General features: G+C 54.9%; 7 protein-coding genes, 1 tRNA gene and 1 pseudogene. 4 read left to right on the top strand and 5 right to left on the bottom strand.

Annotation, left to right across the window (positions count from 1 at the left end):
* Positions 1-71: 71 nt before the first annotated feature.
* Positions 72-3,719, bottom strand: coding sequence for an autotransporter outer membrane beta-barrel domain-containing protein (locus KUF54_RS01475; protein WP_219344603.1), 3,648 nt, complete (start codon positions 3,717-3,719; stop codon positions 72-74).
* Positions 3,720-3,952: 233 nt separating this feature from the next.
* Positions 3,953-4,544, bottom strand: a pseudogene (locus KUF54_RS17340) (transposase); the annotation flags it as partial.
* 359 nt (positions 4,545-4,903) lie between these two features.
* Here KUF54_RS17340 and KUF54_RS01460 point away from each other — a divergent pair.
* The 3 genes from KUF54_RS01460 (at position 4,904) to KUF54_RS01450 (ending at position 9,529) form a co-directional block, all read left to right on the top strand.
* The gene (locus tag KUF54_RS01460) at positions 4,904-6,250 is read left to right on the top strand and encodes an integrase family protein (RefSeq protein WP_219344597.1); all 1,347 of its coding nucleotides are present in this window, start codon (positions 4,904-4,906) and stop codon (positions 6,248-6,250) included.
* A gap of 602 nt (positions 6,251-6,852) precedes the next feature.
* Positions 6,853-7,209 carry a hypothetical protein gene (locus KUF54_RS01455; RefSeq protein WP_219344595.1) on the top strand — a complete coding sequence of 119 codons (357 nt, stop codon included), beginning with the start codon at positions 6,853-6,855 and terminating at the stop codon, positions 7,207-7,209.
* A 703-nt stretch (positions 7,210-7,912) separates the two neighbouring features.
* Complete coding sequence (locus tag KUF54_RS01450) at positions 7,913-9,529, top strand: primase-helicase family protein (RefSeq protein WP_219344592.1); 1,617 nt, start codon at positions 7,913-7,915, stop codon at positions 9,527-9,529.
* 307 nt (positions 9,530-9,836) lie between these two features.
* On the opposite strand, the gene KUF54_RS01445 is transcribed toward KUF54_RS01450, so the two are convergent.
* From KUF54_RS01445 to hrcA, 3 genes are all read right to left on the bottom strand, one after another.
* Positions 9,837-10,349 (bottom strand): hypothetical protein, encoded by a 513-nt coding sequence (locus KUF54_RS01445; RefSeq protein ID WP_219344590.1) that lies wholly within the window; start codon positions 10,347-10,349, stop codon positions 9,837-9,839.
* A gap of 350 nt (positions 10,350-10,699) precedes the next feature.
* Positions 10,700-10,776 (bottom strand) — tRNA-Ile (locus tag KUF54_RS01440).
* A gap of 54 nt (positions 10,777-10,830) precedes the next feature.
* Positions 10,831-11,838 carry a heat-inducible transcriptional repressor HrcA gene (gene hrcA, locus KUF54_RS01435; protein ID WP_219344588.1) on the bottom strand — a complete coding sequence of 336 codons (1,008 nt, stop codon included), beginning with the start codon at positions 11,836-11,838 and terminating at the stop codon, positions 10,831-10,833.
* Positions 11,839-11,867: 29 nt separating this feature from the next.
* On the opposite strand from hrcA, the gene KUF54_RS01430 reads away from it, so the two are divergent.
* On the top strand, positions 11,868-12,767 hold the full coding sequence (locus KUF54_RS01430; RefSeq protein ID WP_219344586.1) for an NAD kinase: 900 nt from the start codon (positions 11,868-11,870) through the stop codon (positions 12,765-12,767).

Below are 12,767 nucleotides of genomic sequence, written 5' to 3'. Positions count from 1 at the left end.
CGCATTAATGCCATTCAACCCAAGGTCACTCCACACAAATGAAGATCGCTCGCTTGACTGTCAGAGACCCATTACCAACTGAATTTGGCCCCCGCTTTCGCTGCCCACGCCCTAGCCTCACCGCCATTTATAGAGCGTTGATACATGGCATTGCCAAACAACGTCCAATGAACTGAGGGCCGTGCTTCCAAGCCTGCCGTCAAGGTCACATCACGGCCGCGCATACTGTTCTCAAACATCACACCATTGCGGCCGTTCAAACCCGCAGCTTCCATAGTGGTTCTACCCCGAAATTCTTGCCCCAGGTCCAACCGTATCCAACCAGACATACGCTCACCGTCATGACGCAATCTCACCCCCACACGGGAGCGCAGCGAATCATGCCTGTCGTAGGTAAATTGGCCTGCCAGATCGGTGGATCTGTCCAGCTTCCCGGTCATCCAGCGCAGCTGAACCTGCGGTTCAATCATCCAGCCGCGCTCCATCTCGAATGCATGTCCAGCCTCGACCGAGGCAGCCCAACTATTACCCTGCGTTTTAGCAGTCGGGACACGAGTAGATGTGGCTTTCACGCGGTCCTGCATGCCCTGCGCCACTACGTCAACGTAGCTGCCATTGTTGCTCTGCAGCGACCAATAGCCACCAAGCGCTAAAGATTGCACATTGACCGAGCCTGCGCGCCAGCCCTGCGCATGGACTACATCGCCTTCAGTGTTGGTACTTGTGACGTAAACACCGCCTTGTGTTTTTGAACCATCGGCAGACCACTGATCCATGAGATGGGCGCCGAGTTGCAACGCATAGCTCTGATAATCAACGTTCGGACCTCTGGAGCCATATATGCCTGCCGCACTGTAGCGATGGCCGTGACGGCCCAATACTCTCGCCCACATGCGCGATTGCGGCTTAAGGCCCGAGCTGCCTGTTCGCTCATGAAAGCTATCCATAGCTAAAGCGTGATGCTGAAGTAGTAAGGCTGGGACCGCTGCGTGTAGAGAAACTTCTTGCCGATAGTTTGGTGCCGGCTGAGGCTCCACTGGAACTGGACCCGGAGGTGGAGGTTGAGGTTGAGGTGGAGTTGGAGTTGGAGTTGGAGTTGGAGTTGGAGTTGGAGTTGGAGTTGGAGTTGGAGTTGGAGTTGGAGTTGGAGTTGGAGTTGGAGTTGGAGTTGGAGTTGGAGTTGGAGTTGGAGTTGGAGTTGGAGTTGGAGTTGGAGCAGGTAACCTTGACGTCAAGTACCAGCTTTCATTGCTATTACGAACCAAGCTGTAATCATAAGCACCAGCAAAAACAGGCCCTCCTAGCTGGAACGCGCTAGGCGCAGTGCTTGCCCCATTTTGTGCGTCGACCACCAAAATGCCTTTGCCCGTAGTAGCTGCGCCCGCACCTCCCGCATTCGTCACCATAATCGCATTGGTACCAGTGACTACTCCTTTATTTACCACCAACCGGTCGCTTGGGGAGCTGTCGTCATCCAGATGTGTGTTCATGGCCAGGCTGCCCCCCATCACTCCTGTGAAGCTATCCACCGTAATTTGCTTGAAGGCGTTAGCAGCCGGTGCCTCAAAAATCACGCGCCCTGCATTGCGCACATTACTGAGCAATGAGTCGCCGGTCACCAGCCACGTACCTGTATTGTTCAGATTCAGGGTTGCACCAGCATATGTATTTGCCCCCCCTTGCATATACCCGCTCAAGGTGTTGCTCACATCAGCCTGACCGGCCGTAGCTTGCAAAACAACAGGTGCCCGGAAGTCACCGGAATTTGTCATTTGCAAAACGCCAGGGCCCAGCTTATTCAGTCCGACAGACTGCGCAAGCAGCTTGCCATCATTGACCACATGCATCTGACTGGTGGCGGCTACTGCCCCAGCAATCCCGACACCATCGGACATTACCTGACCCAAGTTCTTCACATCGAAAGTGCCTGTGCCGCTGGCCTGCAGGTTCATGCCGGTGGTGTTAGCGGTGATGCTGCCAGTGTTTTCAACCTCGACAGCCCCGCTGCTTTGGCTTTCGACCTCAACCCCAACTGCCGCCTTCACACTGCCAGTGTTACTCAAATGCAAACCCTGAGTATTCGTTGCCACCAACGTGGTGACCATGCCACTTTGGGATGCAGTAATGAACCCTGCATTCTTCACTAATGATTGGAAGCCGTTGTTACCACTCAGTGCAAAGCGCATGCCATCTCCAGCTGCTGCATTCAACTGCCCTGTATGTTCCACATCCGCAGATGCCGCATTCAACAGCACACCATGGCTGCCAGCCCCGGTTACAGCTGTGTTGCCAGCTATCTTTAAATTCACCGCACCCGTTGGTGTGTTGACTTCCACACCCTGAGCATTCGTCCCTGTGGTGGCGATGGCACCGGCCAAATCCAGATTGACATTTCCTTTCTCGGCGGGGTCACTGCTTGTAGACAGATTGACATATACGCCCCGAGAACCGGTCCCTGTTGTCACTATTGAGCTGCCTGCCAGAGTGCTCCACTTGCTGACACTGCCACCCTCCAAGAACAGGCCATGGGAATTGGTGTTACTGGTGTTGATCGTGCTGCCAGCACGAATGACGACATCATTGGCCAGCTTTTCCTTTGCATGAATGCCTGCTGAACCCAACCCAGTGGTCGTCAAATTGACAGAACCATTCAGCTCCAAGGTGTTACTCAGTTTGGTGGTATTAGCGACATCGATGCCATTAGCGCCCGTACCTGAAGTGTTAACAACTACATTCGAGATTTTTAATGTATTGGCGAGATTGGCACCCGAAGTTCCATTGGCACGGACATCAACAGTGCGCACCAGCAAACCATGACTGCCTGTGCCCGTGGTTTTGACAGTGGTCTTTCCTTGAAGATCGACCAAAGTAGCAGCGGCTTGCACTTTGGAGCCAACTACAGCACCCAGATTCGGGCTATCAGAGACGACACCGTACGAATCTTGCCCACTGGTTGTAACAACAGTGTCCCGATTGACCGTCAAAATGCCACCTGAAGTTGCATACAGCCCCATGCCAGAATTACCGGTGGTTGTGATAATGGCACTGCCCACAGTTACGAACCCCTGCTCAACCTGTGAGTTACTGCCAGCCACAATGCCCAACCCAGTTGCGCCAGTTGTGTGCACTATGACTTCACCCGAAACAACAATCCTTCCCAAAGAACGCGTTTGCAACCCGTAGGAATTAGTTCCAATGGTAGTTGCGTTGACGGAATTCAAAACAATAGAGGCTCCGCGCTGCGCGAGGATGGCATTTCTATTAACATTATTTCTGATCACGACCACAGCATCTGTATTGCTGCCATCGATCCGGCTGCCTGCCCCCATTGCATAAAGAGCCAAGCCCGTACCGTTGCTCACCTTAACTGTCCCAGTGCGCATATTCAACGTGGCGCCTGCAGTCGCCTCCAGCATCCCGCCCCCAGCCTGCTCACCATTTAATAGTGGTGGCGGTATTGTTGCCTGAACGTCATAATTCCCGTTGTAGTCATTGAGAGTGGCTGTACATGTGGAACCGGCGTTTGCCCGCATGCCAGTCGTAGCATTCTCTGCTGAACACCCGGCCCATGCGACCGGTGAAAGGCACAACCATGACAACCCGGCCCATGACGCTGCGGCTGAAGCTACAGTTTTTTTGTGTGAACATTTGGCCGTCTCAGGCGCCGCCACCCAACATCCCACAGCAGCGTTCCAGACAGAGTGAAAAATCCGGTTCATAGTTATTGTCCTGATAACAAGTCAGCAAAAGCAGGTGCTCCAGCAAGTGCCTTACCCCTGAGTGACGACAGATAGCCAAAAATTTCAGCGCGGGTTGTTGATGAAAAAAAAGCGCCTTCGCAAAGCGAATGCGCATTCACCATCTCAGAGCTGATTGTTGACTAACGGTTTGTTACTTTCTGTAGGGTTAGACGCTCTTGTACAAATCCTGCTTAAGGTCAGCTACCTGAACCCTAGCCGTGGCTATGCCCGACTTCCGTCTGAGGACGGCCCAGTTCAGTGAATCGATTCAATATGGGTGGACGGATATGCAGCTCGTTGACTTGGCGCTCAACGGTTCGAGACATGGCGCGATCACCGAGTCGCTTGATGCAGTGCACCTTGGTTTGCACCAAACGTCCGCAGTGGTGCTGCTGCAGACTTTCCATATCGTTCGCCAAAATCGCCTGCATGCGGCTAAAGCCGCATTGCGAAACACAACGGCAGCACCTTAAAGCTAGGAATAACCGATACATCGCTCACATTGCGGGACGTCACAACCATCGCTCGAATCTGCAAGGTTTGGGCATTTATGCCGATGCGCAGTTAGCGCCATTGGCGGCGTTCAGATCCATATTTTTTGCACTTCCAGTCGTATTCGCCCAAGAAGTTGATGCCGGTAGAGTTCATCAGCAGATGCAGTCCTGCTTAACTGCATCTATAAGCGACTTGAACATCCAAACTCAACCGCCGCCTGTACAACGTGCTGAGGCTGAATACCGGCCAAGCATGCTCGTATAGTTCGAGCGCCGACTGAACAAGCCCAGTCATATTACGAAGCGCCAAACGCTAAATCATGAATCCGGCACTTCTATGAACGAGAAAGCGAGGCTACGCTCGGGTTAAATTGCAATTCAAAACTATGCACCACTGGATACGCAGTGGCTCCATGGAACAGAAACAGAAAAAGCCTGCTACGCAAAACATAGCAGGCTTTCCTTATGAATACTGGTAGGGCGTCACGGACTTGAACCGTGGACCAAAGGATTATGAGTCCCACCAATACAGCATTCAACACTATCGATATTTGTTGAATATCACTTAAAAATCAACAATCCACCATTTCAACTCAACGTTTCAATATTCATCTTTGTGCCGGAAAATGCCATAATTTAGTCTCCAAAAAGTCTCTAAATTCAAATCGAATGGCCCGCCCCGCACGACACTCATCTATCGACTACAGGGTAGCTCACAGCCTAACCAATGGCTTACTAGAGCGCGCAACTTGCCCGCCAGGCGAATCTGAGGTTTTGTTAAAAGATGCTGAAAAACCGGGGTTGCGCCTTCGGGTGACGCCAGTCGGAAAGCATTGGAGCTTCGAGTCCCGCATAAAAGGCAAACTTCTGAAACGCTCTTTAGGAGCATGGCCAGCCGTGTCATTAGGCGAGGCGCGCGAAGAAGCCCACCGACTGCGCGGCATGGCAGAACGCGGTATCGACCCACGCGATGCAGAGCGCGAACAAGCAGCAGCGAAAGCCTTGCAAGCTGCCGCCGCCGCCGTTCAATCCGCTACCGTGGGCGAGGTGTGGGCCGCTTACATTGCAGACCGTGCACCGCATTGGGGGGCTCTGCACACCAAAGACCATGAGCGCCTGACCCGAGCCGGTGGCAAGACTTCAAAGCGCGGCACCCGGGGCCGTGGCGTGACTATTGCCGGACCATTGCACCCGCTGCTGGGGCTGGCGCTTCGTGACCTGACTGCACCCGCTATCGAGGCATGGGCAGCACGTGAAGCACAGACCCGCCCTACCGCCGCCCGGTTGGCGTGGCGTCTGCTGAAAGCATTTTTAGGCTGGTGCGCAGAGAAGCCGCAATATGCGCTTGTGCTGCCCAGCACCAACCCAGCTAAAACAAGGAAGGCACGCGAGGCTCTGGGCAAAGCCAAAGCCAAGGACGACTCATTGCTAAAAGAGCAACTGTCCGTATGGTTTGCAGCCGTGCGCAACATCGGCAACCCAACCGTGGCCGCCTACCTGCAAACGCTGCTGCTGACTGGTGCAAGGCCGGGCGAAGTGCTGACAATGCGTTGGGATGACTTGAACACCCAATGGCGGGGCCTGACCATCCGGGACAAGGTAGAAGGCGAGCGCGTAATCCCCCTGACGCCTTACGTTCACCACCTGCTGGCCGCCCTGCCCCGCCGCAATGAATTTGTGTTTGCCAGTAGCCGCAATGAAAGCACGCCACTTACTGAGCCCAACCACGCACACGACAAGGCATGCAAGGTGGCCGCCATTGATCGCCTTACGCTGCATGGCCTGCGCCGGAGCTTTGGCACCTTGTCAGAGTGGCTGGAAGTACCCGCCGGGGTGGTGGCACAGATTCAAGGCCACAAGCCAAGCGCAACTGCTGAAAAGCATTACCGAGTGCGCCCGCTAGACCTGCTGCGCGTGCACCATGAGCGCATCGAAGCATGGATATTGGAGCAAGCTGGGATTGAATTTGACGCGAAGGCCGCGCCAGCTGCGCTGCGTGTGGCGCACGCCGCTTAAATCATCTTCACCCATAGCCATGCCCCGCACTGTCGGGGATTTCTTTTGTTTTTATGGCTATTTTTTGGAAATTTCTGCGGAATCGGGCCGCAGGCTTAGGCCATTTCTCATTGGGACGCCGCGCCCGGTCAAGAGTTTTTCACATCTGAGAAAACAGCAGAAACCTAGGCACCATGCGGGTTTGAGGGCTACTCATTTCAATGCGCAATTTACCCGCAGTGATCTTTCACCTGGTTCGGTACAGACTGGCACTGTTATCAACACAGAGCACTGCCCATGCACCCCACCGACCGTTTTCCACTCCTATCGAACACAAACCAACCCGCCGTTGGTACTGCGCAAGCTGCGTTCTACCTCGGACGCGAGCCACAGACTCTGCGCCACTGGGCTTCACGGGGTGAAGGCCCGATAAAGCCACTGAACGTTAACGGACGTCTGGCATGGCCAGTTGCTAAGTTACGCGAGGTGCTCGGCGTTTTCGAGTGAATTTCACGACGATGCCGCTGCCATCCAGGCACTTCAACGAGAGCAGGCCCCAGTGTAAACAACTGACCCGCAAAAAAAATACCCGCTTGCAGGCGGGCACCAAAGAAAGTTTACGCATGCATGATATTCCCAACTCTGCCATCCCGGCAAGCTTTGATGCTGCAGCGGAGTGTGCCGCAGCCATAACAAAACCGGCACTAGGCTTTCGCAGTGCTGCATACAACCACCATGCCGCCGTATTCGTGCGGTTCTCAACCGCACAGGCCGCGGGTGCACGCGCTCTAGGCATCATTGAATCAATTTCTCGCGCCAAGGACGGCACGTGGTTATATTCGGCCCGGTGCCCATATTGCCGCGGCACGCATCGCCACGGTGGAGGGAAGGCGGCTCAACCCAAGTTCGGCTCTCGTGTGGCAGATTGTCAAGATGGCGGCGAATACGCCTTAACGGCTGTGGCGGTGACCCATGGTTGATACTTTCTACACCATTGGGCGTATGCCATCGGCCCAAGCGCGAGGCGTCACAGAATCGCAGTCCCTGCATTGGTACCCTCTGGCTGAACTGCTGACATCGCACGAACCACGCGAGAAAAAAGACGGACCCGCTTGGTTGCCAGGCATCGTTGAGCCTGGCCCGCGCCGCACAGAACGCGCAGCGCCGTGGACATTACTCCCCCTGGACATTGAACAAAAAGGCGATGGCCCTCTACCCCCTTCGGTGCGGGAAGTGGCAGAGTCCGCTGCACTGTGGGGCCTGCGGTGTATAGCCGCAACTTCGCACAGTCACAAGCCCGAAACACCACGCTATCGGTTAGTGCTACCCCTCTCCCGCCCCGTGCAACCCAGTGAAGTAAAAATCCTAGCGCGCGAGGCTGCAGCGTTGCTGCGTTGCTCTGGGTGCCTTGATGAATCGGCTACAGACCCCGCGCGGATTTTCTATCTACCATCGTGCCCGCCTGATCGAATTTCGCAAGCGGAAAGCCGCATTATTGAAGGTGCGCCGCTTGATGTTGACGAATGCTTGCGAAATGCCAGCACCGCAGCACTGGGCGATAGTATCGACCCAAGAAAAAAGCAGAGCACGGAGTGCGAATGCACCGAGGCTGAACCTCTGAGCCTTACGCGGGACCTACTTATCGAGGCTGCGGGGCGCATAACGCTGGAGAGGTGTCGCACCGTGCTGGAACGCCTCGATGCAAGCGAGGGAGAGTGCTGGCGCGATTGCGTTCTTCTGCCACTTCGTAATACCGCTTTCTGGCACCCTAGCCGTGCAGAGGACCTACACGAGGCTTTCGAAATCGCCAGCGCGCAACTACCAGGAGACACGACCAACAACGCGGCGCAGTGGCAGGCCAGAACAAAACCCACGGGGCGTAACCCTCGAACCATCGGCACTTTCATAAATGCCTGCGGTGGCAAGGTATCAACAGCCGACGGCTTTGTGGATGCCCCCAACGTGCCGATTGATCGCAGCTCCTGCGATGCCTTTTTTTACTTCGCCCCTACCGGCCTATTTATCGACCGCACAACGCGGGACCAGTGGCCTGCAAAATCGGTTGACGCATCGGTGAAGTGGGCGACACGCAAGGTCCGCAGCGAGGACGGGACCGAAAAGGAAGCACGGACCCAGCCGTCCAAGTGGATCGAGAAACACCGCCCCGTGCATCAAATTTCCTGGTTACCCGGTGCCGGTGAAGTGGCTGATGGCGTGGTCATCATGGAGGCGGGGGAAGTACCCAGTCCCGGCAATCTGGTGTTCAACCTGTACCGCCCGCCCGCAGTCATTTATGGGAATGCAAGGCAGGCGAGCAAGTGGCTGGACCACCTGCACGCGATTTACCCCGATGATGCCGACCATCTGTGCAAATGGATGGCCTACCACGTCCAACAGCCTGCTGGTAAGTGCAATCATGCCCTGGTACTGATCGGATCGCCAGGCATTGGCAAGGACACGATGCTTGAGCCCCTGGTGCACGGTGTAGGTCCTTGGAATTTCGCAGACATCAAGCCTGGGCAGCTTGTCGCACGATTCAACGGCTACCGCCGCAACAAAGTGATTCGGGTTAACGAGGCGCACGACACTGGCGACGAAATCACCCGGCATGGCCTGTATGAGGCAGCAAAGGTTCTGATCGCCGCCCCACCCGAGGTGCTGATGGTCGATGAGAAACACCGTAAGGAGTACGCCATCCCAAATAAGTGCGGGGTCATCTTTACCAGCAATCACCCCACGGATGCCATATATCTACCTGCCGACGATAGGCGGCATTACGTGGCCGCCAGCAAAGCAAACAAAGAGATGTTCACTGGAGACTATTGGGCAGACCTGTGGGGCTGGTATGGGGCCGGGGGATTAGGTCACGCTGTGGCCTATCTCCAAGGGGTTGAACTTGCGACGTTCAACCCGAAAGCGCCGCCACCATTGACCCCGGCATTTTGGGCTCTGGTGTCTTCAGGCGAAGCGCCCGAGGACGGTGACTTACGCGACCTGATTGCCGCCGTGGGCTCCCCAATCGTCCTGACTCTTGACGACCTGATCGAAAAAGCAGATTGCAGGATGTTGGAAGAACTTCGCAGCCCCGCCAAGCGTCGGCAATGGCAGCACAGGCTAGGCCGGGCTGGTTATTTGCCGGTGCGAAACCCCGGCACCACGGATGGACGCTGGAAAATTGACGGGAAAAATCGCGCCGTGTACGGGCAACAGAGTGGCACCTACGCGCAGCACTGCGCGGCGATAGGAGCCATATCCGAAAAAGTCCGTGAAGTCCGCGATTCCCACCATCAAATTTTCTAAATACCTAGCCAGCAGTCCGTGTAGTCCTAGAAGTCCGAGATTTTCCACTCATCTCTTTTCACCTTTCTTTTTTCAATTGTTGGGTTTTCTTCCAATTGCTAAAAAATACTGAATTAGAGGGTAGGGGAGGTATGGAAGTAGAGAGAGAAAACCACGGACTTCTAGGACTTCACGAACTGCTGTCGCAACTCAATAACGCCAGCCACCACCGCAATGCCGATATCCAGCGCCAGCAGCATCGGACATGTTGACCCAGTAGCCTTGCAAGATAAAAAATTCCAAAAGATGCTTGGAGGAATTCAAGGCGCTACTCGTCTAATTTTCCTAGAGAAATCAGTTCGGCCTCGTCCACTGGCGCCGCCGGTTTTGGTTTAACGAAGAACATAGCAATGCCACAAAAGATGGCAAGCAATCCCACCACGCCGAAGAGCCCCCCACCCCAAAACCTAGTGCCTAGCAGGGTAAAGCCGACACCCAAAACCAATACCAAGGCGGCCAATCTCTTCGATGGCTTTTCGCCCGGGGTCGGCTGTGCTACAGCATTGCGCCCAATGGTGAAGGCGGGCATATGCTCTCCAATGATTTTTCGACCTGCGGCCGTTCGTGCAGCGACCAGATTTTTAGAACCGCAAGCGCCGCACAGCTGGACTTTATTTCGACGACGCCACGCTGAATAGATGATTCCCGGGACTAGGAAGCAAAGCCACAAGGCTAGTTCGATATAAGCATTCCCCGAGTCCTGTGTTCGCACGTCGCCAATTTCCTCACAGTTTCTGCATACCCCAACGTTACTCGGGATGGTGTTCTCACCTTGTTGCATGGTGCGTTCTCGCAGTTGTTACGACAGGTATCGTACATCCTGCCACTGCCACTGCCACTGCCACTGCCACTGCTGCTGGCGCTGCCTTGCTGGTGCAGCGCCTACCGCCAGCACACTCCACATTAAGCGGGGGCCCCTTAGCTAAATTTACGAACCACGGGGGGCTAAGACCCCGGGCTTCACCTAGCCTGATATTTTAGATTTTGGTATGTGAAATTTAACAAAATGCGCTACGCATCCCGTGCCGTCGCACTCCGCCCCTGGTTTGCCAAAGTCTCTAAAAAGTCTCCAAAGACCAAAAAAACAAAAAGCCTGCTACTTTTTAGATAGCAGGCTTTCTTTATGTGTATTGGTAGGGCGTCACGGACTTGAACCGTGGACCAAAGGATTATGAGTCCTCTGCTCTAACCAACTGAGCTAACGCCCCAACACACTGACAACAGCTGTAGCTGCCACCAGAAAAACTCTGCCATTGTAGGGCCTAACGCTTGTGACTCAGGGCATTACTCACCAATTTGGAAGTGATGTCGACAATCTGGATCATCTTGTCGTAATGCATGCGCGTGGGCCCGATCACCCCTAGGGTGCCTACGACCTTGCCGTCCAGTTCGTAGGGAGCGCTCACCACGGATAGATCCTCAAAGGGCACAGTCTGGCTTTCGCCACCGATATAAATTCGCACGCCATCGGCCTGATTGGAGAAATCTAGCAGCCTCAGGATTTGCGTTTTTTGCTCAAACAAATCAAACGCCCGGCGAAGGTTGCCCATATCGCCAGAGAAATCACTGACAGATAGTAAATTGCGCTCACCTGCAATCACCACGTCTTCGCGATCGTGGTGACTCATCACTTCAGAGCCCACATTCACCGCCGCTTGCATGAGACTCGCAACCTCGCCCTGCAATTGTTCGACTTCGGTTTGCAGCTTGGCTCTGACCTCTTCCATGGTCAAGCCCGCGTAATGGCGATTGAGAAAGTTCGAAGCTTCGATCAATTGCGAAGACTCGTAATCCACGTCGGTAAAGATCACGCGGTTCTGCACATCGCCTTCGGGCGAGACGATGATGACCAGAAAGCGGCGCTGCGACAGGCGTACAAATTCAATGTGTTTGAAGACGGAGCTGCGCCGCGGCACCATCACCACGCCCACAAACTGAGAGAGATTCGACAGCAGATTGGCTGCGTTCGCAATCACTTTTTGCGGCTGCTCATGGATCAGCCCCGGCGTGATGAGGTTGGAGCGGTCAACCGTCAGCATGGTGTCGACAAAGAGTCGGTACCCTCTGGCGGTTGGCACGCGACCTGCGGAGGTATGCGGGCTAATAATTAGCCCCATCTCCTCCAAATCGGACATTACATTGCGGATGGTGGCAGGCGACAATTCAAGCCCGGATGCACGCGAAAGAGTGCGCGAGCCAACTGGTTGACCATCAGCGATGTAACGCTCAATCAGCGCTTTCAGCAATAACTTGGCACGTTCGTCGAGCATGATTTCATTTTAATGATGTAATTTCCCAAATGACATCCACGTTCCGCCATATTGCCTTGATTGGCAAGTACCACACACCCAGCGCCGGCGCCCCATCCGACGCTGCTAGCGAGGCACTTTTGCGTATTGCGTCTTATGTGCGCAGCCTAGGCTGTGAGGTGATTCTGGATACGCAGTCTGCTATTTACGCAGGTCTGTCTGACTACCCAAGTATGGACGTAGACGGCCTAGGCAAGCATTGCGACCTTGGTTTAGTCGTGGGCGGCGACGGCACCATGCTCGGCGTTTGCCGACATCTAGCTCGCTACGGCACCCCGCTGGTGGGCATTAATCAGGGCCGCCTTGGCTTTGTGACCGATATCGCACTCGATGATTTTGAAGCCTCCATCACGCCCATTCTTCACGGCGAGTATGAGGAAGATGCGCGCCCCCTGATGCAGGCGCGCGTTATGCGCGATGGCCAATGTGTGTTTGAGGCACAGGCGATGAATGATGTGGTGGTCAACCGTGGCTCCACCTCTGGCATGGTTGAGTTGCGCGTTGAAGTGGGCGGGCATTTCGTCTCCAACCAGCGCGCCGATGGTCTGATTGTGGCCACGCCCACCGGCTCTACTGCTTATGCGCTGTCTGCCGGCGGCCCCATGCTGCATCCATCCATTCCTGCTTGGGTGATGGCTCCAATAGCACCACACAACCTCTCTAACCGTCCGATTGTTTTGTCCGATACACAAGAAGTCATGATCGAAGTGGTCGGCGGCCGAGGCGAGGTTAGCGCAAACTTTGACATGCAGTCGCTCGCATCTCTACAGCACGGCGACCGAATTTTGGTGAACCGCGCCGACCACAGCGTGCATTTTCTGCACCCCAAGGGCTGGAATTACTACTCCACCCTTCGCAAAAAACTGGGCTGGAACGAAGGGGGTTCCTGA

Source organism: Comamonas sp. Y33R10-2, from assembly GCF_019355935.1.
Taxonomy (GTDB): domain Bacteria; phylum Pseudomonadota; class Gammaproteobacteria; order Burkholderiales; family Burkholderiaceae_C; genus Comamonas.
This window is presented reverse-complemented; position numbering and strand designations above follow the sequence as displayed.